Annotated in this window: 19 protein-coding genes; 14 read left to right on the top strand and 5 right to left on the bottom strand. The window is 54.4% G+C overall.

What is annotated here, in order from left to right:
* Positions 1-44 precede the first annotated feature (44 nt).
* The 4 genes from CKO25_RS17555 to CKO25_RS17540 form a co-directional block, all read right to left on the bottom strand.
* Positions 45-731 (bottom strand): ROK family protein, encoded by a 687-nt coding sequence (locus tag CKO25_RS17555; protein WP_200389253.1) that lies wholly within the window; start codon positions 729-731, stop codon positions 45-47.
* Between the two features lie 54 nt (positions 732-785).
* The gene (tal, locus tag CKO25_RS17550; protein ID WP_200389252.1) at positions 786-1,868 is read right to left on the bottom strand and encodes a transaldolase; all 1,083 of its coding nucleotides are present in this window, start codon (positions 1,866-1,868) and stop codon (positions 786-788) included.
* 44 nt (positions 1,869-1,912) lie between these two features.
* Positions 1,913-2,527 (bottom strand): histidine phosphatase family protein, encoded by a 615-nt coding sequence (locus CKO25_RS17545; RefSeq protein ID WP_200389251.1) that lies wholly within the window; start codon positions 2,525-2,527, stop codon positions 1,913-1,915.
* A gap of 430 nt (positions 2,528-2,957) precedes the next feature.
* Positions 2,958-4,301 carry an alanine/glycine:cation symporter family protein gene (locus CKO25_RS17540; RefSeq protein ID WP_242467705.1) on the bottom strand — a complete coding sequence of 448 codons (1,344 nt, stop codon included), beginning with the start codon at positions 4,299-4,301 and terminating at the stop codon, positions 2,958-2,960.
* A 1,739-nt stretch (positions 4,302-6,040) separates the two neighbouring features.
* On the opposite strand from CKO25_RS17540, the gene CKO25_RS17535 reads away from it, so the two are divergent.
* The 4 genes from CKO25_RS17535 (at position 6,041) to CKO25_RS17520 (ending at position 11,027) form a co-directional block, all read left to right on the top strand.
* A complete protein-coding gene (locus CKO25_RS17535; RefSeq protein ID WP_338115164.1) occupies positions 6,041-6,277 on the top strand; it encodes a WGR domain-containing protein in 237 nt (78 codons plus the stop codon).
* Between the two features lie 397 nt (positions 6,278-6,674).
* Positions 6,675-8,081 carry a replication initiation protein gene (locus CKO25_RS17530; RefSeq protein ID WP_200389248.1) on the top strand — a complete coding sequence of 469 codons (1,407 nt, stop codon included), beginning with the start codon at positions 6,675-6,677 and terminating at the stop codon, positions 8,079-8,081.
* Positions 8,082-9,420: 1,339 nt separating this feature from the next.
* Positions 9,421-10,224, top strand: a complete 804-nt coding sequence (locus CKO25_RS17525; protein WP_200389247.1) for a transglutaminase-like domain-containing protein — start codon at positions 9,421-9,423, stop codon at positions 10,222-10,224.
* A 23-nt stretch (positions 10,225-10,247) separates the two neighbouring features.
* Complete coding sequence (locus CKO25_RS17520; protein WP_200389246.1) at positions 10,248-11,027, top strand: N-formylglutamate amidohydrolase; 780 nt, start codon at positions 10,248-10,250, stop codon at positions 11,025-11,027.
* Positions 11,028-11,158: 131 nt separating this feature from the next.
* Here the strand turns inward: CKO25_RS17520 and CKO25_RS17515 are convergent, their stop codons facing one another.
* Positions 11,159-11,629, bottom strand: coding sequence for a P-II family nitrogen regulator (locus tag CKO25_RS17515; RefSeq protein WP_242467704.1), 471 nt, complete (start codon positions 11,627-11,629; stop codon positions 11,159-11,161).
* Positions 11,630-11,852: 223 nt separating this feature from the next.
* On the opposite strand from CKO25_RS17515, the gene CKO25_RS17510 reads away from it, so the two are divergent.
* The 10 genes from CKO25_RS17510 (at position 11,853) to CKO25_RS17465 (ending at position 24,906) form a co-directional block, all read left to right on the top strand.
* On the top strand, positions 11,853-13,604 hold the full coding sequence (locus CKO25_RS17510; RefSeq protein WP_200389245.1) for a potassium/proton antiporter: 1,752 nt from the start codon (positions 11,853-11,855) through the stop codon (positions 13,602-13,604).
* 335 nt (positions 13,605-13,939) lie between these two features.
* Positions 13,940-14,989 carry a diguanylate cyclase gene (locus CKO25_RS17505; RefSeq protein WP_338115163.1) on the top strand — a complete coding sequence of 350 codons (1,050 nt, stop codon included), beginning with the start codon at positions 13,940-13,942 and terminating at the stop codon, positions 14,987-14,989.
* A gap of 488 nt (positions 14,990-15,477) precedes the next feature.
* Positions 15,478-16,671: a glycoside hydrolase family 16 protein gene (locus CKO25_RS17500; protein WP_200389244.1), complete on the top strand. Its 1,194-nt coding sequence runs from the start codon at positions 15,478-15,480 to the stop codon at positions 16,669-16,671.
* Between the two features lie 299 nt (positions 16,672-16,970).
* The gene (locus tag CKO25_RS17495) at positions 16,971-17,855 is read left to right on the top strand and encodes a PilZ domain-containing protein (protein WP_200389243.1); all 885 of its coding nucleotides are present in this window, start codon (positions 16,971-16,973) and stop codon (positions 17,853-17,855) included.
* Entirely contained in the window at positions 17,845-18,186 is a 342-nt protein-coding gene (locus CKO25_RS17490; RefSeq protein ID WP_200389242.1) for an STAS domain-containing protein, read from the top strand. The genes CKO25_RS17495 and CKO25_RS17490 overlap by 11 nt, the downstream gene beginning before the upstream one ends.
* Positions 18,187-18,230: 44 nt before the next feature.
* On the top strand, positions 18,231-18,953 hold the full coding sequence (locus CKO25_RS17485) for a tetratricopeptide repeat protein (protein WP_200389241.1): 723 nt from the start codon (positions 18,231-18,233) through the stop codon (positions 18,951-18,953).
* 71 nt (positions 18,954-19,024) lie between these two features.
* Positions 19,025-19,696, top strand: coding sequence for a tetratricopeptide repeat protein (locus tag CKO25_RS17480; RefSeq protein WP_200389240.1), 672 nt, complete (start codon positions 19,025-19,027; stop codon positions 19,694-19,696).
* An 18-nt stretch (positions 19,697-19,714) separates the two neighbouring features.
* Positions 19,715-22,441, top strand: a complete 2,727-nt coding sequence (locus CKO25_RS17475; protein WP_200389239.1) for a tetratricopeptide repeat protein — start codon at positions 19,715-19,717, stop codon at positions 22,439-22,441.
* 18 nt (positions 22,442-22,459) lie between these two features.
* Positions 22,460-24,103: a glycosyltransferase family 2 protein gene (locus tag CKO25_RS17470; protein WP_200389238.1), complete on the top strand. Its 1,644-nt coding sequence runs from the start codon at positions 22,460-22,462 to the stop codon at positions 24,101-24,103.
* Entirely contained in the window at positions 24,103-24,906 is an 804-nt protein-coding gene (locus CKO25_RS17465) for a glycoside hydrolase family 26 protein (protein WP_200389237.1), read from the top strand. The genes CKO25_RS17470 and CKO25_RS17465 overlap by 1 nt, the downstream gene beginning before the upstream one ends.
* Positions 24,907-25,299: the final 393 nt, after the last annotated feature.

Below are 25,299 nucleotides of genomic sequence, written 5' to 3'. Positions count from 1 at the left end.
CCTCACGGGTCATGGGGTTTGAGGTCTTTCGGCTACAAACGGTTCTATGAGGTATCGAGACATTCACTGCCATGAGGTCGATCGTTTGACCTCCAGACCCGGAACCCGCCGACAAACGCGTTCGCATTGTCCCCCAACCGACATCCGGTAGGCAGTTCTGTCAAACGTTTTGCATTACCACCACCAAGCACCACGTCGTCAGGTTCGAGCGCGGCCACTAACCGTGCGACCACATCCGCCACGTAGACGCGCCACTTTTTCTTACCATGTGCCTTGAGGCCACGCAGACCGACATAATCCTCGTAAGTCCCTTTTCGGTAAGGAAGATGACCGAGCTCCATCGGCTCGAGATACCCTTCAACGATCATTGTGGATCCGAGTCCGGTGCCGAATCCGAGAAACAGCATCTTCCCTCCCTGGTAGCTCCCGAGGGCCTGCATGGCCGCATCGTTCATGATCTTCACCGGTTTGGCAAAAGCGTCTTCATAATTGAAGGCGACCCAACCCGAAGATAGGTTATGGGGTTCCGCTACTGGGCGGTTGTGTAACACCGGGCCTGGGTATCCAATCGTCACCCGCTCATAAGTCCAATCCTGCGCCAGCGCCCTCACCTTCTCGACCATCATGGTCGCGGTCAAGGCCGGACCAGACTCGAACTCTCGGTGCTCACTCTGCTCACTTGCGAGGATCTTGACATGGGTCCCACCCACGTCGATCGCTAGAATGTTCAATTCCGACGCCTCCGCATCATCTTCGCGATCCTCAAGGGCTGCCTTCCAGCTCGCTCAGTCTGACGTCATCTGGTTTCTCTTCGCGGCGATGACGGCCATCAACTCATTCCAGGACGTGACGAATGAGGCCGCGCCCTCATCCTGGAGTCGTTGCGCTAAGGAGTCGATGTCGACTCCAGCTGCTGCAAACTCTGCCAGTATCGTTTCATGATCGTGCGGCACGGCTTCCTGACCAGCACGTAGCGAGCCATGGTCCGCAAAGGCTTTGAGTGTCGCCTCGGGCATGGTGTTCACCGTCAGGGGCGCAGCCAGCCCTTCAACGTACAGTACATCTGACGCATTGGGATCCTTGGTCCCGGTGCTCGCAAACAGCAGTCTCTGTGGTCGTGCCCCAGCATTGAAGGCACATTGCCAACGGGGTGACGCAAGCAGATCACGATAGGCTTGTTCGGTGCGCCGGCCAATGGCGAGACCGAGTGTGTTCGCAAGGTTGTTTGGAACCTGATGGGCTACGGCAACATCCCATCGACTGATAAAGAGTGATGCCACCGAACCCACCTCTGGGCAGAGACCGTCGGCAATCCGCCGCTCGATCCCGCGAAGATAGGCCTCTGCTGCCGCGAGGTATTGCTCGCGTGAAAACAGTAGGGTCACATTCACCGGAATCCCGGCATAGATCGCCTCTTCAATCGCAGGCAATCCCTCCGGCGTCCCCGGAATCTTAATCAAGAGATTCCGCCGGTCGGCACGATGATGAAGGTCACGGGCGACCGTCAGGGTGGTCGCGGTGTCGTGTGCCAGTGTTGGCGAAACCTCCAGTGAGACCCAACCATCCACTCCACACGTGCGCACATGAATCGGAAGAAAGAGATCGGCGGCCTGTGTGATGTCTTCTAAAGCGATCTCGAAGAAAACCTCCTCATCGGAAAGCCCCGTTACTTGACGCTGACGAATGGCATCATCATAGGCGTCACTGCGTTTGATCGCTTGGTCGAAGATGGTTGGATTGGAGGTGAGTCCGCTGATCGACAGGGTATCGATGTATTGTTGGAGCGTTCCCTGCTTCAGCAGATCGCGAGTGATGTTATCGAGCCATAGGCTCTGACCGGCGTCGTGCAGTTGCTGTGTCGAGTTCATTGGTCCTCCCTTGATGTTATAAATAGTGAACCATTGCGGTCACATCATCTTGCTCTCGATGGCTGTTCAGCGACATGATCAGCCTTGTCCCAAAACCGAATCACTGGTTCGGTACGGTCGTGCTCGTAGCCTAAAGCGCTGAGCCCTGTGGTTCCGAGCATGAAAAACCTGCCAGCATCAGGTTTTAAGTCTAGCCAGCGGGCCGCGAATACGCGCAAAAAGTGACCACTGGAAAACAAGAGTACATGACCGTCCGCTGCTTTGACCTTAGCAATGACCCGATCTGCTCGCAACCCGATCTGGTCGAGTGTTTCACCTCCTGGACAACCGTCATAAAAGATGCGCCAGTCTGGATGATTGACACGAATTTCTCTTGTTGTCAGTCCTTCATAATCCCCGTAATCCCACTCGACCAGATCAGGGTCGACCTGAGCCACCGCCTCGAAGCCGGCTAGTTCACAGGTTCGCCGTGCTCGGATGAGAGGACTCACCAGAACCGTGGAAAATTTGATGTGCTGCAGCCGGGCAGCAAGCGACTCGGCCTCACGCTCTCCCTGCGCTGTTAATGGAATATCCGTCAGCCCGGTATGTTGTCCAGCTCGGCTCCATTCCGTTTCGCCATGTCGTACCAGATACACCAAGGGAAACTCTGTGTTCATCAGTTCTCCTGAACGTTTCGCCAATACGAGCATGAGCGATCTGGGTCGTTAGACTTGCGGTGGGCGCACATCCTGTTTCCCCGTTAATCTGTCCCTACAGAAAAGTTTAGCATGATGAAGTCCTCGAGTGCCAACTGTCCCCCTGGTTGCCGACAAGAAATATTGAACAGAGTCAAGATTTTAGAACTGGATTCTTGCTTAGAGCTCACGACATTCGGTTCCAACTGCACGAGCCTGGTTGCGTTCTGCATTGCGCCTTTGCAGTTCCCATACAGTCGGACACCAAGGGAGTCGAGTGTTTTGCCACAGCTGATCTGAGTGGATCCAATTCTTTCAAACCAAGGAAGTGGTGATACCCGATTCCTGTACACCAGAAGCGAACGGTTCGCAGCTCACCGTGATGCTGAATTGCGAACCATGTTTGGAGTTGCTAGCGATTCTGTGTAAAAGCACGGTCTGCATCAAAATGCTCACGGCTGAGCTTAAACACCACTGGGCTCAGCAACAACAAGGCGACGAGATTGGGAATCGCCATGAGTGCGTTCAGGGTATCCGCCACGAGCCAGATGAAATCCAGTTCAACGATGGCACCGATTGGAACGACAAGAACCCACAAGAACCGAAACGGAATGATCGAGTGAACTCCGAATAGGTACTCAACGCAGCGCTCTCCATACACAGCCCAACCGAGAATCGTCGTAAATGCGAACAACGCAAGGCCTAAGGACACCACATATCCGCCAAAACCTGGTAATTCTGAACTGAAGGCTAATGCCGACAATCCGGCGCCAGTCTCACCCGACGACCAAGCACCGGACATGACAATGACCAGACCTGTGATCGTGCAGACGATAATGGTATCGATGAACGTTCCCAGCATCGCCACAGTGCCCTGCTCTACGGGACTGTTGCTCGATGCGGCGGCATGAGCAATGGGTGCGCTACCGAGACCCGCCTCGTTAGAGAAGATCCCCCGGGCAACCCCCATCTGAATGGCCAGCATGATTGATGCGCCAGCAAATCCACCAACCCCTGCAGTTGGCGTAAACGCCTCAGTGACGATCAGTGACAAGGCAGCTGGTACTTCAGTGATATTGAGCGCGATCACAACGAGACCACCGAAAACATAGGCAATAGCCATGAACGGGACTAGTTTTCCAGCGACCTCAGCGATCCATCGAATCCCACCGATTAAGACCAGACCGACTAGCGCCGCAATCACAAGACCGGTCGTCAGTTCAGGAATCCCAAATTCACTGTTCAGTGCATGGGCCACGGAATTGGCTTGAACAGTGTTCCCGATACCAAACCCAGCCAGTCCACCGAAGATCGCAAATGCCGTTCCGAGCCAAATCCAGTTCTTTCCGAGACCATTTTTGATGTAGTACATAGGCCCACCGACATGATCGCCTCGCTCGTCTACTTCACGATAGCGCATGGCCAAGAGTGCTTCGGCGTATTTCGTGGCCATGCCGACCAATGCAGTGATCCACATCCAGAATAATGCTCCTGGTCCTCCGATCGCGATTGCCGTTGCCACTCCAGCGATGTTTCCGGTCCCAATGGTTGCAGCCAGAGAAGTCATCAGCGCATTGAATGGGGTGATATCGCCTTCCCCCTGGTTTCTGCGGCCCTGCCACATCATGCGGAAGGCGTACCCAATCCGAACAATAGAGATCCCGCGAAGTCCGATCGACAGGTAGAGTCCGGTCCCGATGATCAAGATAATCATCGGCGGACCCCAGACCCAACCGTTGATGACATTGACGTACATTTCGATACTATCCACTGTAACCCCCGAGTTGATTTTTAAACTTGAAAAGTTGTAACCGTGCAGACTCTGGCGCGAGGAACCCTGTTCGCTGACGACGCCCTGTATGCCTCTTCGCGTTCAGGCAAGCCCGGGCAGTCTTTCTAACAGCTTCTTGATTCCAAGTCCCTCAACATGGCTGTCGATACTGACAACCTCGAATGCTGTTGCCCTGATCTCAACGTTCACCCTTAATTAGCTCCTCAGGTTATGTGGCGACATGCCAGACCACTTGCGCAGGTCTGTGGTCTGCCCGTGCTCATTCACACTGTGCCACATCGACGATCCAGATCAGGCTCACCACCTCAGCTGACTGTGGCGATCGCCACAGTTTTGACCATTTTCGCGATGACTGAGCAAGCAGAGCATGCACTTCGATGGTTCTGCAGGCGCTTCGTGTTGCGGTGAAACCTCTTCTTCACAGTCGCATGATGTTCGAGCCCCTCGAGACCTGTTCAGCCAGTTCAGCTCGTTGCTTTCACTGTCTCAATGTGAGCCATCCAACCGATATCCCAGGGCTGTTGACGGGTAAATCGTCAGTCACAAACCCAGCAATCCAATAGCAATAACCGCGCCGAACTCTTCTATGATGATTGATAATGAGATGTATGTTGTGTGAGCTAACTGAAGAATGTCGTGGAACATCTTCAACTGGTTCGCACGAGTGCTGATGAACGTCTGGTCTCTTTGCAAGCTCAGAATGATGCTAAACGCAACTGTGTCACGATCTGATGGTCGTGTGTGTGGCCAAGGCCGCCACATTCCCCCCAAACACATCTTGCTCCGCTCATTGGTTTCCGAAGTCACTATCCCCGGTTTTTCTGTTTAAACGGCTGTTTGCCCCCTGGCCATGACACCCTCACCCAAGCCACGACGATGATCGTCAGCACATTCCCACGACCTCATCACGATGAGGTCGTGGTTTAAACGTCGCCATGAGTGCATGTCTATCGAGTGTCGTGACCATTTTGCACGATCGGACATGATATGTTCTCTTGAGATACCTTTTGATCTTCTGTTTTCACGTGCGGTTTGAACCACCTAGCTCTTCACTTTCCACGAGAAGACGGTGATCTCCTCGTTGTACTTCTCGACTGTGGCGATCGCCACAGTGATAACTGACTGATCTGTCAATCTTCCATTCCATCCGCGAGTCATGGAGATCGGAGCGAGGCAGGGAGTTCCCCAGAAGGCATTGACGCGTCCATGTTGTCGTGGTGAAGGTGAACGATCCTGATCTAGCAGCCTTGCAGTTGGTCTGTCGAATGCATCCAACACGCCGCCAAGCCTGACGTCAAAGGGCTGAGCACAACCTCTCCGTGACCCTCAGGTCTACGTCGTAGCGGATCTTGACCCAGACGAGACCTATCGGGGTAAATTCAGGTGTTCGCTAAGGAACGGACCCGCGTCGCTGCAGGACGCCCCGGACGAATTCATGATCGATACCATCCTTCGATCACCTGCTCAAATACCACCTGAATCTCGACCACCCCATGAGAAATCACATCAAGGCTAACTCAGGGTTAATCTGTTTTCTCGTCAGGTCAATGTGTTTGGCAGGTGTGCACACGTTTCTCGATGTTCAGACCAGCAACGATACGTTATTGTCGGCTCTGATCTGGTCACTGTGGCGATCGCCACAGTCCATGATTTCGGGTATTGATCAACCACTTTAAGGAAGGGAGGGGAACATGAGGCGCTGGGTGAATGCCGAGACCTTTCGGTACTACCAAGCAGATCTGATCCAGGACCTCTTCGGGGAATGGTCGGTCATCACGGCTTGGGGAGGGCTGGGAACATGTAGAGGTCAACTCCGCAAGGTCTGGGTCGCAAATCGTGAAGAAGGAGAGAAGCAACTGCTGGCGATTGATAAACGCAGACGCCAGAGAGGCTATTGTTCCATTCCACATGAACATGATGGCGACGACATGGATGCATGAATGGCCCGAGCATGTTTGCCACGAACAATCCAGTTCCACAAATCCTTTGAACGTGATCCCGCCAAAGCAACGTATCGCCTCGATCGCCGCTTCGCTTTAACCTCACGAGTCGGGCGACTCCTCTATGTCCGCATCCGTATCTAGCCTAACCTGCAATATGGCAACGCTCGGACTCCGGTCGCTCAGCGAATCATGATCTCGCTAAAGTAACGAGACGAATCACCTCATGGATTTTGGTTAAACTGCGTCAACAATGGATTGACTGATACAAGTTAATCGACACCAATGCAGCCGTTGTCGGCATGCTGTGATTCCACTCTAGCGCGAGCAAAACAGACAACAAAAGAGGAGGTTGCGCAAAGGTAAAGCAGATCGTAAAGTGACTATTGACAATCTCATGGAGTCACTTTTCAAAAAGTTCGCACATCACCCTATGACTAAGAAAAAAACGGAAAATCAAGAATCCGTTCCTAATTCACTGAGCGAACGAAGCGAAACCAGTGAACCTGTCCTTAAAAAATACGTTGGAGCCGTCCACATCGGCGCCGATTTGACCCTGTATCAGCGGCGCGCATTTAACGTTCTGTTGTTTTGGGCAATGCCACATATGTTGCGAACCACGCGACATGAGATCAATGTCAACGATCTGGCCTGGGGTATGGGACTCGAACGCGCGACACAAAGGATGTCTCGCTTGATCGAGAATCTTGAAAAAATGATGGCCGCACGGGTTGTCTGGAACTTACTCGACGAGAAAGGTGACCTTGAGGAATGGGAAAGTACGACGTTACTTCCCTATGTGAAGTTCAATCGGCGCTCACAAATTGTCACTTACGAGTTTACTCGAGCTTTCCAGGAACGGGTTTATAGCCCAACCGAGTTCGCGGAGATCGCACTTCGAATGCAGCGCGCATTTCGGTCTGAACACGCATTAGCTCTCTATGAAAACGCAAGACGATTTCTCCCTGAAGGAGAAACGCCATGGATTCCTATTGATACCTTTCGCAAGCTCATGGGGGTAGACACTAAAACCTATTATGATGAGTACAAATATCTCAACTCCCGTCTCATCAAGCCTTCCATGAAACAAGTCAACGAGTGTTCGGACATCCGAGTCCAGTTAAAAACCAAGCGTGCCAATCGCATTGTTGTGGAACTCAAGTTTGTCGTCGAACGTAACCCTCAGATGACCTTGTTTGCTGAGTCGTTATCTCGCCAAGACATCAGTCTGATCATGGCCGAAGACCAGAAACGTCTCATTCTGCGTCTTTCCGGTTACCGCATCACTGGTAAACGTGCATCAGACCTGATCGAACAATATTGCGCAGGTGATATTATCGCGGCGCTTGATGCTGCGGATGCCTGGATGGAAGCGAAGGAACAGCGGAGAGAAGCTATCGCAAACCCTGCAGGGGTTGTTTACAAGGCCATTACTGAGGGATGGCGTCTGTCAATCGAAACGCCTCAAATTCCAGGTGGAGACCATCCTTCGGGGGGTGATATTGAACAGTTGGACGAACAGGGATTGGAAAGTATCGAGCGGAAACGCGAACGGATGATGAGTGAATTCAGACGGCGTTGGTATCACAGCTATATCAGTAGTCGCAGCACGGAGCAAATCGATGCCCATACTCAAGCATTTCGAGAATCACTAGAATCTCAAGAAGATTCTCAGATGATCCTCGAACGACTCGATAAGCAAGGCTTGACTGGAATTGTTTTTGGTGTGTTTCAACATTACCTCGCGTCACTCGATATCGGACCCACTCAGCAAGAAATTGACCAGCATCTTCGCACTCTCTAGCGATTTGAAATGAGCCTGTTTCGGATCTCATCCACAACCGTTCGGGCATCATCATGTTTGCGATCATAACCATCGAGTGAGCCAACTGCCCCGAGTCCTCATACTTGCGTATTTTTGGCGCGAGGTGTGACTTATTGATTCGTTTCAAGGGCGTTTCACGAAGACAAATGGGCCACATTGCGAGTTTGTGCCGCATCCTCTCAGACCAAAACATCTCACGACTCAATTGAAAGGTGCCAATTTTGGGCGGCATCGTCTCGATGCTCAATCATCCTTCTGCAAATGTGACTCAAGACGGACTTAGACATGCCGGATGGGGAGTGAACCGATGACGTCAGAATTTGTGTCAGAAGTCTGGAAGTGCTTCTTTTCAGACAATTTACAGGACGGTGTCACCGCCCAAAATTAGCACTTTTCGATGGCAACCACAGTCTTCTCGTGCTTTAACGACCAAGATTCGAGTCGCTAGGCATATGTGATGTGGACGACGATGCATCATTCCGAGGCCTGGAAAATCTCGTACATCCTCCTGATGGTCACGAGACCGTTGCTTGGGTGTTGAGTTTGCGTGCTTGGTTTCATAAACCATATATCTATGATAATGAACGATTTAAGATCTGTTCAGTCGGGCATCGAGCAAACAGAGATGCCCAAAATTGGCACCTTTCCGCAGTGTGTTGAATGTCATGTCTAGGTCGGCTGAGGCGGAGCCTGAAATTTTACCTTTGGTTTGCCACTTAATTTTACGAGTTAATCGGATGTTTTTTTCATAAATAACAATTACTTGATTAATTTACGTGTTGAATTTGTGTTTTTTTGATAGGGCGGTTTTGAAGCGTTGAAGACAGCTGGAAAACTTTCGCTCACCAAAAGCGCCCAAACTTAGCACCTATCGTGATGGAAATCGGTCCTTGCTGTTGCTCAACAGACTGGAGCCAGTCTGTATCCTGGTAGTTGTAGTAAACATAACTATAACTACTACTAGAGAGGGAGATTAGATCTTATACTACAATGGGTTATGTTCCATAAGTGCTCAATTTGGGCGCAAAAGTGCTAAGAAATGGCGCCCGAAATAAGCACCTCAGCGCCCAAACTTGCAACCTAAACGCCCAAACTGAGCACCTGTGCCGCCCAAACTTGGCACTTGAGAGCCCAAATTGAGCACCTCAGCGCCCAAACTGAGCACCTGTGCCGCCCAAACTGAGCACTTCTGCCGCCGCTAAGAAAAGCTCACAGCAAAGTCAGCATGCAGCGCAGAGCATGGCCCGACAGTGTTACCCTGTGATCCACGACGCTCGCCGGTTACTGTGCGAGGGCGATGACAACGAGGAGGTTTGGCATGCGTATCCGCATTGGTTATGAGATGGTGTTCACCTGTCCCAAGCCGACTCCAATGATCCTGACTTTGAACGTGCACTTTAGCCGCGTTTCAGATCTGATTCAGGCAGACCACATCATCACGCGGCCGGCGGTTCCCATGACGCCCTACCGTGACGGCTTCGGCAACTGGTGTAGCCGAATCGTCGCACCCGCTGGCGAGATCAGCATCTTCACCGATGCGCTCATCATGGACTCAGGCCTGCCGGATCAGATGCCAACGGACGCTGTGCAGCACCCGGTAGAGGAGTTGCCGGCCGAGACATTGGTCTATTTGCTCGGAAGCCGTTACTGCGAGACGGATCGGCTCTCTGAGATGGCCTGGGAGCGGTTCGCACAGATCCCATCAGGGTGGCCGCGGGTCCAGGCCATCAGCGACTTCGTTCACCATCACATCTTATTTGGTTACCAGTACGCACGCGCCACCAAGACCGCGCTTGAGGCCTATCATGAGCGCCGCGGTGTTTGTCGTGATTACACCCACTTAGCCATCGCCTTGTGCCGCTGCATGAATATCCCGGCGCGCTATTGCACAGGCTACCTCGGCGATATCGGGGTCCCCGTCTCACCCGATCCGATGGATTTTTCCGCCTGGATGGAGGTGTATCTCGGCGGACGCTGGCATGTCCTGGATCCCCGCAATCGGGTTCCACGAATTGGTCGCGTCTTGATCGCGCAGGGCCGCGACGCCGCGGATGTCGCCATCAGTAACGCCTTCGGACCGAATATCCTGAAGAGTTTCAGGGTGTGGACTGATGAGGCGTGAATCAGCTCTAACGTGACCAGGTGATGACTTCACTCTGTGATCCATCCGAACCTGAAGCCTTCCGGATCGTCAATGGGGCAGGGGCGGGGCGTGTTGTGCTGGTCTGCGATCATGCATCCAACCGCGTGCCGCGCCGCCTTGGCACACTCGGCCTCACACCCTCTCAGTTGGACGACCATATCGCCTGGGATCCAGGCGCGGAACAGGTCGCCCAAGGACTCGCCCAGCAGCTTGATGCGCCCTTGATCCTCAGCTCGTTCTCCCGCTTGGTCATCGACTGCAATCGTCCACTCGGTCACCCGAACTCCATCGCGATGATCAGTGACGGTGTGACGATTCCGGGAAATGTCAATCTAAGCTCTGACGAACGTCGGGTGCGAGCAACCACCCTGTTTCAACCTTACCACGACGCGATCGATGGACTGCTCTCACAACGCTCTGGCCACGCATGCTGCCTGCTTAGCATCCACAGTTTTACACCCATCCTCGACGGACAGGTCCGACCTTGGCCGGTGGGAGTTTCACACTGGGATGATCCGATCAGTGCACGACTCATGTGCAACGCGCTCGCGGACCGCGGGGTCGGTCCAGTTGGGAACAATGAACCCTACCCGATCACCGAGACCATCGATTACACCATTCCAGTCCACACGAGGAAGCACAAGATTCCGGCTCTCATGATCGAGATACGCAATGACGGTTTGTGCACACCCTTGGCAAGTACTGTTTGGGCTAACCACATCGCAGCCGCCTATCTCTCGCTCGAAGAATGGCTCCTGCAAGACGACATAGGTCACAGATGAGTGGGTTCGGTGCTCACGCATCTGAGCAACCGGCTCAATGTTTTGGGAAGACGTTGACATCGCAACGCAAGCCCTATTGTGAATGGCAAATCGCGGTCAGATCGATCTGACCGCGACACGGCTGAGGACACTCAGGGTTCAGATGGCTCTTGGTTGATCGGATGGTGCCGCGACAGCGCGGAAATATGCTCGCTCAAACCTAAAGCGCGCTCAACGTCCAACTGCAAAGCGATCCCGGTGCTCAGTGTTTCATCGAGTTGTCCGGCCTCGAGTACGGCATGCAACACCTTTTCCGCGCGTCGCTGCTCGACCAGGATCAGCACCACATCACGCGGTTCCAGAATCTCAAGTCCGAAGATCCCGGTGAGCTTGTGCAGGCCCTGACCACGTGCGTTGCCCACAATGGTTGCTCCAGTGGCACCTGCGGCACGTGAGGCGTCCAAGACTCGATCCGTTTTGGTATCATCGACAAAAACCATAATTAGCTTGAAATCCATAAGATTTCTCCGATTCGAAGGGTGCTTGACGAAACCCAAGCTAAGGGCTGTTTTCTTCACCAGGCCATCCATGCACAGCCCCTTACCGGGTTGTGAGTCTGGCATTGAGGTGTCCAAGACCGGTTCATCAGCGAGCAGGATCGCGTGAACGAAACGGCGGGAGTGTTGTGACTGCCTTAGGTCTGACAAATCGGATTTGTTTCAAGGTGACACCCCTGATCATACCAACCTGACTTGGTGAACATGATCGCCCAGTAAGTCAATGTCAAATCGATCCCCTTCAGATGGTGACATGAAGACCTAACAACGAAAGTCAGCGCGATCAATTATGAGCAATATCGACCAGTTGGTGCTGATCGGTGCCGCCCTGTTACTGGTGGCCATCCTCGCCAGTGCGCTCTCGTATCGAATCGGAATGCCGTTGCTCTTGGTCTTTTTAGCTGTCGGCATGCTGGCGGGCGAAGATGGGCCCGGCGGGATCGTGTTCAATGATTTAGACATTGCTTATGCGGTCGGTAGTGTCACCTTGGCCGTCATTCTCCTTAACGGCGGATTGAACACGCGGACCGAAAGCTTTCGAACTAGCCTGCGGCCGGCGTTCGTCCTGGCCACCTTGGGGGTGCTGATCACCTGTGTGATTCTTGGCTTTTTTGTCGCATGGCTGTTGGATCTCACCTTGCTAGAAGGCTTGCTGGTGGGGGCCGTGGTGGGATCCACCGATGCCGCCGCGGTGTTTGCATTACTTCGCGCCCGCGGTCTGCAGCTTAAGGACCGGGTCACGGCCACTCTCGAAATGGAATCCGGAAGTAATGATCCTATGGCCGTCTTCTTGACGATTGCCTTCATTGAACTGCTCATTGCTGAACAACAGATTCTAAGTCTGGGCATCTTACCGCTGTTCATGCAACAGATGGGGATCGGTCTATTCTTCGGTATTGGCGGTGGTTATTCACTCCAATGGCTCGTCAACCGATTGTCACTCGAACGCGGAATGTATCCAATGTTGGTCCTCGCTGGTGGACTCACGCTCTATGCTGCGACAACCGTGCTGGGGGGCAGCGGTTTCCTCGCGATCTATCTGATCGGGGTTGTACTCAGTCAACGTTCCCCGCGGGACGCACACCACATTCTGCAAGTTCACAATGGGTTTTCTTGGTTGGCGCAGATCGGGATGTTCTTGATGCTTGGCCTCCTGGCAACCCCCACAAATCTCTTGTCGGATGCGCCCGTCGCCTTCGCGATTGCATTGGTTTTGATGTTTATCGCGCGTCCCATCGCGGTTGCGATATGCCTCATTCCCTTTCGCTTTCCTTGGCGTGAACAACTGTTTATCTCCTGGGTTGGACTGCGCGGGGCAGTGCCAATCATTTTAGCCCTATTTCCGCTGCTGGCGGGAATAGGGCAAGCAGAGCTGATCCTGGATCTCGCGTTCATCGTTGTGCTCATTTCGCTGACGGTCCAAGGCTGGACGATTCCACGCCTTGCGCGGCAACTCAGGCTGGAGGTTCCGGCACAATCGGGACCAGACGAGTATCTGGAACTCACACCACGGCCGTCAGACGGTCATGCCATTCAAGGTTACCGGCTGGGTTTGAACAGCCGCGCCCTTGGGCGTCAAATCGGCAATCTGAAACAGCCCGACGGTGTTTGGCCGGTTGCGGTACTCCGTGACGGGCAGGCGCTTCAGCCGGACCATGCGGGGCCGCTGAGAACCGATGATTGGCTCTATCTGGTTGCTCGGGAGACCGACAGCGCGACACTCGGTGATCTGCTAGGATCTCGAGAATCTCCAGAGTTTCTTGCGGAACGGATCTTTTATGGTGATTTCATCTTAAACGGCAGCGCGCCTCTCCGTGCGGTCGCCATGCAATATGGTCAGCCCGTGATGCACGGGATGGAAGATAAGAGCTTAGAGCAATTCATCTGCGCCCAGCTCGACGAACTCCCCGTGGTTGGAGACCGGGTTCGTTTAGGACAGCTTGAACTCGTGATACGCAGTATGCAGGGTGGCAGGATCACTCAAGTTGGTCTCCGCATTCCCACCCACCTGGAGGCACCCCGCAGTCCAAGAGGTCGGTAAACCGGTGTGCGACCGGCCCCGTTCTCTCGAGTGTGATCGTATCGCGCGCCCATCACAACGGCTCGACATGTCCATCAAGGTGCAGTCTCCTTGGGTCGCTCGCACCAAGCAGGCATGGCGCAGGTTCGCCGGATCAGACCGCGTGATGCTTCTGCCAGTCCCGGTTCCATCTGCAACCGCGCGTCCCCGCAGTCGCGTCGCTCTCGATCGGGCAGAGCAACTGTGCTCACCAACAGCGACTTAGTCTGCACCATGATAGTCTTGATCCACTGTGCGGTCCGGTCAGGGAACACTGAAATGACTGTCCCGAAATGAGGTTTCTCCATGCGCTCACGTTGACGGCTAACCCGATTGCGATGCAACCATCATCCAAGCCCACGACTTTCGAGTCCCGCAGGCTTGTGCACTCGATTGACCATGCGATTGATAATGCTGAATCAAGGCAGTTCACAGGAGCCGGGTGTATGCGTATTCTCATCGTCGATGATGTCCCGGACAATATCCGGGTTTTGAGTCACATCCTGCGCGATGCAGGTTATCAAATCTCGGCGGCGACCAACGGCCGTAAAGCTTTGTCACTCGCGTCAACAAGCAAGCCAGATTTGATTCTCTTAGATGTCATGATGCCCGAGATGAATGGTTATGAGACTTGTGCGGCACTCAAAGCCGATCCCACACTCGCCGAGATCCCGGTCATCTTCGTCACAGCATTAGCCGATGTCGAGGACGAGACTCGCGGATTCGATCTCGGTGCTGTCGACTACATCACCAAGCCCTTCAATGATGTCATCGTCAGACGACGGGTCCAAACACACCTCGAACTCAAGCAGCAGCGTGATCGATTGGCGCGGTTGTCCTACTTCGACAGCTTGACCGCCCTACCTAACCGTCGCGCTTTCGACGAACGGCTTGACCAGGAATGGCATCGTGCGTTGCGCAACCAGACATCTCTGGCGATCGCCATGATCGACGTGGACCATTTCAAGGCCTATAACGACAGTCGTGGTCATCAAGCAGGTGATGAGGCCTTGCGCATGATCGCTGCCGTACTGCGACAACCGTCTCAACGAGCCGCTGATTTCATGGGGCGCTATGGTGGCGAAGAGTTCGTGGGTTTGGTCAATGGGGCGTCCCTCGATGGTTTGAGGGACGTCGTCGAGCAACTTCGCGCGCGAGTTGAGAGCCTTCACATTGTCCATGCGGCCCCTGTGGAGCCAAGGTGGATCACGGTCAGTATCGGTGCCGCTCTCTGCCAGCCCAGCTCGCTGTTTGTGCCGGCTCAGATCCTGCTCGACGCGGCCGATCGAGCGCTCTACTGTGCTAAGCAAGATGGACGCAACCGAGTCCATGTGACCGACACGATTCCTCAAAGGCGTCAGGGCTAACACCGTTTCGTGTTCTATCTCCACTCGCATCAGGCCCCTGTACGACTTAGCATGAAGCGACGATCAATGTGCCCAGAGTTCGTCCAGGACGCGCTGTCTGGTTAAGCTGTGGGGTCGCCGAATCAGGGCCAGCACAAGGGAGGGTCCATCGGCTCAACACAGCTTTGGTTATCCACGTCTGCTGTGGGTAACGCTGTGCGGAACACCCAGCTGGACACCCCAACTTACTCATTATCAAGATGATTGTGTTGGATCGAGCAAGAATTGACCGGTCGCCACAAAACTGCATGTGTCACAACTCGAAAGGTTGGAACCGTCTGGTTGCATCACTGACTGGATGCCTGGCAGGTCGGATTGGGAGGAGTGCGCAGGCCTGACTGAAAAAGCGTATCCTGTTAAACTCATCACATCCACTCGCAAACCGAACTGATAGAGTGCTTTCATGTGTTTTTGAATCCAGCGTCGTGATCCAACGCCTGAGGTGACAGATGTCAAAACGCACCGGACACCACACCATGAAGCGACTTGTATCGAGTCACAGCGCACTGGCACTGAGTCTTGTTGTGTGTTTGAGCATTGGAGCGGTCGCTGTTGCCTCACCTAGGAAACCGCCACCGCCACCGCCAGAGCAGTCATCCTTCACTGATGATTTAAGCCACCACGACACATCGCGATGGTCCAAGGCTGATGGTTGGACGAACGGGACACCCTTCGCCAACGCCTGGACGGCCGAGCATGTCACGTTTTCCAATGGTAAGATGGTTCTAACTCTGGATGCATCATCAAACCAAGGAATGGATTACTCATCCGGTGAATATCGCACGATGGGATTCTACGGCTATGGATGCTATGAGGTGAGTATGAAACCAGTCTCACATCCAGGCGTGGTGAGTTCCTTTTTTACCTTTGCGGGACCTTATGATAACGGCGGGAACGGTCAGCATAACGAAATCGACATTGAGTTTCTCGGCAAAGAGACAAGTATTGTCCAGTTTAATTTCTGGACGAACGATGATGATTACATCTCCGATAATTCCTACCTGTATCCACTGGGCTTCGATGCCTCGCATAATTTCCATCGCTATGGATTCAAATGGACGTCCTGGGGGATCGAGTGGTTCGTCGATGGCGTGCCTGTCTATGCAGTTTGGGATCACCCGTTGATTCCAACTCCTAAGACGTCCGATTCGCTGCAACGGATCATGGCGAATGTCTGGCCTGTCGATGCAACCGCATCAGACTGGGCCGGTGAGTTCCTATACCAAGGCGACCCGCTCACTGCGGATTATGAATGGACACGATTCATTCAGGGAGAGGCGTGCGATCTCAGCGATCCACCATCCTTCTCGCCAGAGCTCGCGCTGAGCGACCCTTCAGCGCTGTTGATCGATGATATTGCTCTGAGCCTCGAAGCGCGTGGGCGGCAGGTGAAGGCGCTGGTCAGGGTGGTCGACGGTCTGGGACGGCCGAGTTCTGGAGCAATCGTCAAAGCGGCATGGTCAGGTGCAGTCACCGGCGGTGATACCATTAAGCAAACTGATGCGACTGGTACGGCCATCTTTTACTCACAGCGGTCGAACAAGCCCGGCGATGTCCTCTTCTGCGTCGAGCGGAGTGACAAGTCCGATTCCTGGTTCGATGCAGCGGCCAGTCAGACGCTGTGTGAAGTGATTGTGAAATAAGGATCAGGCGTGATCGTGTAGAGCGTTACTAGAAGTGAACGGTTTGGTATGGTGTTTGATGCGTATGGTTGCTAAACGACGATCCTGATTCAGAATGAAGTAAGCTGCTTCGCAGAGAATACCTGAATCAGATCCTGCGCGGTGATTGAAAGCAGTCTTCAAGTATCCGGCATGTTGCGACGAGGGTCATGGATATGCTGGAAACTGATTTGATGGCAATCCGTTATCAACAACAGTCTCTTGTACAGAGAGATGGGTCGTTGAAGGCATCCGCTTTCGATGACTTCATAGGCTGAGCGATGGCGATCCTGGATCAGCAGGTAAAACCTGTCATGCCTGTTGACGCAGGCCGCAGAGAATTCAGATTAGATGTTGCGGGGTTACGTCTGCCTTTTCTCGGAACGCGGTTGGATACACGCGCCATTTTTCAATATATCCTGCTTGATATTAGTCAGAGCGGTGTGAGGATCATTATTCCGGACTGGGCGGTGCGGCGTGATCTATTGCATGCGGGCGATCACATCGACTTCCATTTGCCTTTTATGCTGGATGGTGCCATCTACAATCATGGCCAAGTGGCTTGGACGCAACGGGATGAGATTCTGTATGGCCAAGTGTGTGGAGTGCAGATCGAGTCGCACTCCGCGCTCTACTATCCGGTATACATGGAGTTACAAGGTGGCCAGATCGCCATCGATATGCAGGCGATGCAATCGAGTGAGCGATTGCTGTGCCGAATCCTCAAGGACACGATTCTCCTCAAGCGCGGCATCCTGATTTATTTTTCGCATTTCAAGCCGATTGTCCAACGGATGATTCGTAATGAACCAGAGCGCGCGACGGTGCTTCGGTCGTTCCTGTTCGATGACACAGAGGCATACGTCGAGCGCAATATCATGGCGCTTGAAGAGCAACGTCGAGTGATCGGTGACGCGGAGGATCTGTTCAGGGATTTGCCACTGCATCTCGACTTGGATGCACTGCGAATGCTGATGGAGCCAGAGCTCGAACCGATGGTCTGGATGCATGCCTTTTCGCAGGGTCTGATGCGTGAGTATTTGGCAGCGATCATCAGTTTGGAATCTAAGATATTTTATAATTTCAATACGATATCGATGATCTACGCAAGCGCTATCATGCGAACGGACAGTGATGTTCGCATCGAGGCAAATCTTGAACCTTGAATTGGAAGAGGTTGATGAGTTAGCGATTATCCGGCTGCCTGACTCGCAGTTGACCCGTTTGGAGCGTGATGGTTTCAAAACGGAGATGATCAACATCATCGGTCGTGGATACCGATTCTTTATCCTCGATCTATCCGCCGTTCGCTTTATCGATATCTCGGCCTTGGGCGCCATCCTCTCACTGCTCAACACCATCGGACCCAATGGTCGGATGGTGGTCTGTGGGCTCAATCACCTCCTTGAGGATGTCTTTCGTCTGACCAATCTGAATCGTGTCATTGAGATCCAACCAGATCTCGCTCATGCCCGGCAGGCCTTACAGGCTGACTGACGGCTGGTCCTGGACTTGCTTGGCCGTGTGCCACCGAGGTCTTCATGAGTTGGAGTAATGCGCGATCGCAGAAGTTTGGGTACGCCTTAATTCTGATTCTGAGCGGGGTCCTCGCGCTGGTCGCATATCCGTTCGTTTATCCTGATCGAGCCGTGTTCCGGCAGGGTGAACGTGCTTGGCTGGCAGGTCGTGAACTGGATGCGATGACACTGTACGCACGCGCCCTGGAACTCGGGCTCAACCGACCTCATGCGCTCTATCGCGTGGTGATCGATGCCGTGCAGATAGGGGATATGCCCTTGGCGGAGCAAGCACTGGCCCGTGTGACGGAGGGCGCCTCGCAGGGGCATCTATGGGCCTCCGATCTGCTGCCGGTCGCCGGCGCGCTCGACTCAGCCGGTCGGTCCGACTTGGCGAGTATCCTGCTCGAGCGTTATGCCGATCGCTTTGCTGATGATTGGAGCCTGATGCTCTATTACGCTGATCTGTTGCGCCGATCGCAACGTTATGATGATGCACAAGACATCTACAAAATCTTGCGGGATGCAGCGACAGCTGGGGTTGCCCGGGTCGCTGTCTTGCAATGGGCCGAGATGTTAGGTTGGCAGGAGCGGTTCGCCACCGCGGAGGAGTTATTACAAGAACGTCTTGATACGGACCCAGACGACCGTGATGCGCAGATCCTGTTGGGCCGCATCCTCTTTTGGAGCGGACAACTCGAGGCGGCAATCAGCGCGTATCAACAGGCTTTAGGGGAAACGAAATGACGAACATCTGCACGAGGATTGGCGTGGCTGTCTCTAGGAGCTGGAGCCAACGGTGGAGAGGGCTCGGCCCCGTGCTGTTGATTGGTTTGTTGGGTCCCTCTTCGCTTTTGTCCCAGGTGGATATGCCGGCATCGGCATCATCACGCTCTGCGGCCGAGCAAGCGGGTTCGACCGTCATCAGCCTCGGTCGAAACGAGCCCACTCGCCCGGCGCCACCACTGCAGCGCGAGGGTGACCTGATTCCGGATTGGCAGGCCTGGCTCGAGTTGGCTCGGTTGCTTAGCTATATCAGCGATTACGATGCCTCGCTGGAGGCCTATGACAAGGTGATCGAGCTTCGGCCCGATGATCCTCAAGCACGCCAGGAACGCGTGAAGGTCCTAGTCTGGGCCAATCGGCCAGAGGAGGCTTGGACGGCTCTGCGAGCTATTCCTGAAACGGATTGGGACGCCGAGTCGAAGCTGATCATGGCGGATCTCTATGCGTCACGACAGGAGTACGCGCAAGCATGGGCTCTCTATCGGACGCATCTGAGTGCGTCACCAAACGACGACGCTGTCAGGTTGAAGCTAGCTGAGGTGTTGTCCTGGGGTGAACGTTATGAGGAATCGCTGAAAGAGTATCGGTTCTTACTGGAACGACGTCCCGATGACCTGCAATTGCGCCGTCAATACGCATTCGTCCTATCCTGGGCCGGCCAACTCGAGGATGCCGCGCGCGAACTGAAACGGACATTGCCGTGAGCGGCTGGGATCTGTGTGATGGCTAAGTATCGCGCCCGCCAGGTCATGAGTGCGAGCAGGGCACTAGGAATGGAGTTTGACCAGCAACGTCGCGGCGTTGCAGTCGCGTTGGGCCTCATTCTTCTCCTCGCATTGGTGCAGCCCGCGGCGTTCGTCCAGCCGAGTCTCGGTTCGACCATTGTGCCTGAAGCGGCATGGATCGATGATCGCGAAGCGCGACTCGAACTTGCCCGCATCCTTGCAGCCTTGGGACAGGTGCGTGAAACAAGAGAACAGGTGATTGCGATGGCAGCAGCCGAGCCGCATGACCCTGCGCATCAACTGGCACTGGCGAACATCATGATGACCTGGGGCGACTTTCGCCGTGCCGAGGTGATTTTGAGGCCTTTACTCGCGCGCGATGACCTGGACGGGCCCACACGGCGTCGGGCCGCGCTTGAGCTGAGTCGTGTTCTATTGGCCGCGCAACGTTACGAGGAGGCCGAAGAGGAACTCCTGCTGGCGTTGCACGGCGATGAACGGGATCGTCAAGCCTGGCATGATCTGGTCGCGTTGCGCATCGCTGAGCAGGATGTTGACAATGCACTGATTTTGCTTGAGGCGCCCGCGCCGGTCCCCTCCGATGATCCGACCCGCCTGCGGCAGCAGTCACGGGCGCTCTCTGCGACTGGTGCCTACCATGCGGCACTCGATCTGCAAACCGCGTTGGTCGAGCAGGGTGCGGAACGGCGTGCTGATGCGGTGGCGCGGGCGCGTCTTCTGATACGACTCGAGCGTCAGGAGGAGGCGGATGCGCTATTGGCAGGATTATTGGCCGATGATCCAGATGATATCGACGCGCGTTATCTCTGGTTTCATCTGGACCCCCAGCGGGAAGAGGATCCATGGTGTGAGGCTCAGCCACCGCGGCTGACGCCGGAGCAACTGGTGCGTTGGGGCGAGCTCGATGCCCAGGCGGGTCAGCATGCGGCGGCCATTGTCTGTTTGGAAGCGGCTTTGGAACAAGATCCCGAGCAGTTCCAGGCGCGCTTGGCGCTGGCGGAAGCAACCGCGACAGTGCGTGATTATGACCGCTCGATCGCGCTCCTCGACGCCCTGCTTGAGGATTTTCCAGAAACCTCGAAGCTGCAATTCACGCGGGCCCGGGTCTTGTCATGGGCAGAACGTTACGAGGATGCGCAAGAGGCCTATGCCGCCCTTCGCGAGGCCCTCCCGGAGGATCCGGTGCCGACGCGTGAGGCCGCACGCGTGGCCTTATGGAGTAAGGATGCCGAGACGGCGACGCGACTCTATCGGGAACTGCAGGTCTCGGAACAGGCTGAGCGGTTTCAGTCTGAGGTCGAGTCGCTGCGGATGCGGACTCAACGTCCCGCAATCGACGCAGCCTTGAGCGATCTCGGCGAGGCGCTTGGTGACGGTCGGGTCTACCCGATGCTGGGCCCGCTCGAGGAGGCGTTGGCCGAGGAGGGCGATGCACTCTTACCAGAGCTCAGGGATCAGCTCGCGAGGCTGGTGATCGAACTGAGACCACTCGATCGCATCCAGGAGAGCGCCTTCCTTGAAGAGCAAGCGAAGCTGAGGGCGTGGCACCGTCGTTTTAGGACGGCCAACACGCGGTTCACGGAACTGATCGCGGTCCAACCCGGGAACCAGGAGGCCCGCTTCGATCTGGCACAAATGCAGTGCATCATCGGATTACACGATAAGTCGATTGACACCTATGAATCCCTTTTGAACATCGATCCGTTGCACACGCGTGCCAGCGAAGCGGTAGAGCGGATCACGATTCGCTCCCGACCGTCCCTGGGCTTGAACCTCAGTGCTTGGAGCGAAGAGAGTCCCGGCGGCACACGCCTGGCTGCCATCGATCGTCAGCATGCCGAGCTTGCTGCGGAGATCCCGCTGAAAAATGGACGTTATCTCGTGAATGTCGGACAACACCTGTGGCAGGAGCGACCGAAACCACTCGATGATGTCCGCGGCGGGGATCAATTGCTTGGGACCTATGAAGCGCAAGGACAGAGCCTCGGTTTCAGCGGCGTCTTGACGTCTTGGCTGAGCGCAGCGGCACAAATCACCTATAAGGATTACCGGTCATCGGCGCTGACGGATCCGACCCTGGGACGGGCCGCGATCACCGTGAATCTGCGGGACTGGGCTGACCTCAGCCTTGAATACGAGCGAACCGAGATGCTAGCTAACGGCTTCGCCCTTGAGCAGGGAATCCTTGCGAACCTGTGGCGACTGCGGTTGAGTGTGCCGGTGAGGCGTTGGTTAGATCTTGGTGTGTTGGCAGAGTATCAGGACTACAGTGATGATAACCAAGGGGTTGCGCTGCGAGCCGATCTCGGTGTGGTCCTCAAGGATCATCCACGTGAGCTCAAGGTCACCCTGACGGGTGAGTATCGAGATGTTCGAAATCAAAACATTTTTGAATACGAGGGAGCAAATCTCGTCAATATCCAGTATCCCTACTGGACGCCGCAGGATTACGTTGCCGGTGCATTGACCCTCCAGTGGCGGCATGATTTGGCAGAGTTTCTATTTTGTGGTGCCCGACAACATGTCTACCTGCTTAAGCTCGGCCTTGGTACTGATACCGAACACAATGCTGGAATCCGTTTTGAAGGCGAGTATCGCTACGATTTCGCACCGCGCTGGAGTTTCACCGCTCAGGGCATGATTCAGCGCTCCCGCGAGTGGGATGCCGAGGGGCTCTGGCTTGGCCTTAGCTACCGTTTCTGAACCGAGCGAGTCGATATCATGGACCAGGAGCGCGAGCGCAAGAGACCGTTTTTTTCAATCGTCTTAGCTGCGGCCGTTATTGCACTTTTTCTCTATCTCATCGTGCGGACGTCGCTATTTGTCCTAGCCGACTATGCTTGGTACGAGAAGAGTGTCGGGTTGCTCTTGTTGTGCGCCGAATTGTTTATTATGTTGCATGCGCTCGGCTATTTCATGAATCTCTATCATGTTAAGAACCGTCAGTCCGCACAGCGACAGATCTCTTTGGATCAGGTTCCGGAATTGAATGGCTACCCCCCGGTTGCCATCATCGTGTCGTCATTCAAAGAACCCTTAGATATCCTCGAGAACACGTTGATCTGCTTTTATAATCTCACTTATCCAAATAAATACGTCTATTTTTTGGATGACACGCGTTACGATCGACCGGGCGACGATCCCGAGCAGATGCGCTGCTATCGCGAACAGATCGATACACTCTGTGAACGAATCGGTGTTAATCTCTTCCGCCGCAGTTGGCGCGGCGCGAAAGCTGGCATGATCAATGATTTTCTTGATTTTATCGCTGGTCATCCGAAACCAGGATTTACCTTCCAAAGTTTTGATGAATCGTTTCTCAATAAACGTGAGCAGGAAAAATACATTATTGTCTTCGACGCCGACATGAATCCCTTGCCAGACTTTGTTGACCCCCTTGTTGCCTTTATGGAAGACAATCCCAAGCTTGCGTTTATTCAAACACCACAGTACTACACCAATTTCGAGACCAATCGGGTCGCGCGTGCTTCAGGACTCCAACAAGCGGTCTTCTACGAGTATATTTGTGAAGGTAAGAGTGAACAGGATGCCATGTTTTGCTGTGGTACAAATGTGATTTTTCGTCGAGCAGCCTTAATGGATGTTGGTGGTTTTGACGAATCCTCAGTGACCGAAGATTTTGCGACCTCATTGAAATTCCACGCTCGGGGTTGGAGTTCGGCTTATCTCAACAAGGTCTGCGCTTTTGGTATGGGCCCGGAGGATCTTGGCGCCTATTTCAAACAGCAGTTTCGCTGGGCACTTGGCACTGTTGGTCTCTTTCGAGCGATTGTAGGAGCCTTCATTCGTAATCCTCGGATGCTGAGCGCAGCGAAGTGGTGGGAATATTTTCTATCCAGCACGCATTACTTCATTGGCTGGGCCCTTCTCATCATGATTACGACGCCTGTCATCTATCTCTTCTTCGAGACTCCAAGCTATTTTGTCTATCCCGAGATTTATATCCTTTTCTTCTTGCCGTATTTCATCCTGACCATGACGCTGTTCATCTACTCCATGTCTCAGCGTGATTATGGATTCAAGGAGTTAGGGAGTGGAATCGTCTTGCAGGCGATCACACTTCCGGTCTATCTACGGGCATCTTTGCTCGCGATCATCGGAGTGAAGGGGACTTTTGGGATTACACCGAAAGGCGGGAGCACGAGCTTACCATTAATCAAGCTCTGGCCACAGATTTCTCTTGCCGCTCTTTGCGTGGGCGCGATTGGTTGGGGGATCAGTCGACTGTATTTTGAGCAGGATGCGATCTGGGCGGTAACGGTCAATATGGTGTGGTGCGTCTATCATGCCACGCTCTTGTCCGCGGTCATTTACTTTAATCATCCCGAGGAGGACCAGGTTTGATGTGGCGTCAACTGAGTTGCTTACTCCTGATGGTTGGGATATTGCTGTGCGCGACCCAGCACACCTTCAGTCAGGATCTCCAAGACACACTATTTTTCGGGGTTGCTCTGGATGGTGATCGGATCACCGAACAACGCTTGAGCTTGGTTCGTGATGCCACGGGACTGATGCCGTCTCTGGTGGTTGTCTTTCAACAATGGCCGGGTCCGGAGACACCGGATGCAGGACGCTTTCCGTTTACGAGTGTTCAATCGATTGCACAGGCCGATGCCCTGGCGTGCGTGACCTGGGAGCCCATGTTCGTCTCGGGGGGGGCCGAGCAGGCGGTCGCGGCTGATGCCATTCTGGGGGGGGATTATGATAAGTACCTGCGGACGTGGGCGCGCGCGGCTCGCGACTCTGGACAACCCGTTCTGGTGCGATTTGCACACGAGATGAACCTCGCACGCTATCACTGGGGCAGTGACGCGCAGGGTTACGGTCCTGAAACGCCTGCACGCTACCGGGCGATGTTCCGCTATGTGGTCGAGCGTTTCCGTGAGGAGGGCGCAGACAATGTCCTTTTTGTGTTCTGCCCCAATGCTGAATCCGTGCCGCACCCCCTATGGGACGGCGCAATATGGAATACAGCCAGCGCCTATTATCCCGGAGACGATGTCGTCGATCTTCTCGGGTTTGATGGATACAACTGGGGAACCACGCAAACGCTTGCCGAGCATGGACGTAGGGACAACCTCACGTTCAGATTTTCGGGGGTTAAAATCAGATCGGCGCGGGCTATTTCCAGATTTGCTGACGATTGAATGGCTATTCCTGGATTTGCAGACGGCGGGACCGGAACCCGCCGCCGGCTATTTCCAGATTAGTTTCAGAGCTGTCTCCTGACGGGGCCGATTCCAGGTCCTAGACCTGCTGCAACTGAACGGATGCATTGTCACCATCGATGCCATGGGCTGTCGGACCGCGATCGCCGAACAGATCGTGGCGCAGGGTGGACGCTATGTCCTGGCGCTCAAGGGCAACCAAAGTACTTGGCCACCGAGGTCGAGGAGGCATTCATCCAAGCCGATGCGCGGGAGTACACCGATGTCGCCTCCGAGGTCCTGGAGACGACCGAGCAGGGGCATGGGCGGCGTGAGACCCGCCGCTACCGCACCCTCGGCGACCTCTCGGGCGTCCCGCGCAGCGCCCTGTGG

Origin of the sequence: Thiocapsa imhoffii (assembly GCF_016583985.1) — a bacterium.
GTDB classification, from domain to species: domain Bacteria; phylum Pseudomonadota; class Gammaproteobacteria; order Chromatiales; family Chromatiaceae; genus Thiocapsa; species Thiocapsa imhoffii.
This window is presented reverse-complemented; position numbering and strand designations above follow the sequence as displayed.

Coding starts and splice junctions, on each gene's coding strand:
- tal (WP_200389252.1), bottom strand. CDS start 1,868: ATGAACTCGACACAGCAACTGCACGACGCCGGTCAGAGCCTATGGCTC.
- CKO25_RS17545 (WP_200389251.1), bottom strand. CDS start 2,527: ATGAACACAGAGTTTCCCTTGGTGTATCTGGTACGACATGGCGAAACG.
- CKO25_RS17540 (WP_242467705.1), bottom strand. CDS start 4,301: ATGTACGTCAATGTCATCAACGGTTGGGTCTGGGGTCCGCCGATGATT.
- CKO25_RS17530 (WP_200389248.1), top strand. CDS start 6,675: ATGGAGTCACTTTTCAAAAAGTTCGCACATCACCCTATGACTAAGAAA.
- CKO25_RS17525 (WP_200389247.1), top strand. CDS start 9,421: ATGCGTATCCGCATTGGTTATGAGATGGTGTTCACCTGTCCCAAGCCG.
- CKO25_RS17520 (WP_200389246.1), top strand. CDS start 10,248: ATGACTTCACTCTGTGATCCATCCGAACCTGAAGCCTTCCGGATCGTC.
- CKO25_RS17515 (WP_242467704.1), bottom strand. CDS start 11,629: ATGCCAGACTCACAACCCGGTAAGGGGCTGTGCATGGATGGCCTGGTG.
- CKO25_RS17510 (WP_200389245.1), top strand. CDS start 11,853: ATGAGCAATATCGACCAGTTGGTGCTGATCGGTGCCGCCCTGTTACTG.
- CKO25_RS17500 (WP_200389244.1), top strand. CDS start 15,478: ATGTCAAAACGCACCGGACACCACACCATGAAGCGACTTGTATCGAGT.
- CKO25_RS17495 (WP_200389243.1), top strand. CDS start 16,971: ATGGCGATCCTGGATCAGCAGGTAAAACCTGTCATGCCTGTTGACGCA.
- CKO25_RS17485 (WP_200389241.1), top strand. CDS start 18,231: ATGAGTTGGAGTAATGCGCGATCGCAGAAGTTTGGGTACGCCTTAATT.
- CKO25_RS17475 (WP_200389239.1), top strand. CDS start 19,715: ATGGCTAAGTATCGCGCCCGCCAGGTCATGAGTGCGAGCAGGGCACTA.
- CKO25_RS17470 (WP_200389238.1), top strand. CDS start 22,460: ATGGACCAGGAGCGCGAGCGCAAGAGACCGTTTTTTTCAATCGTCTTA.
- CKO25_RS17465 (WP_200389237.1), top strand. CDS start 24,103: ATGTGGCGTCAACTGAGTTGCTTACTCCTGATGGTTGGGATATTGCTG.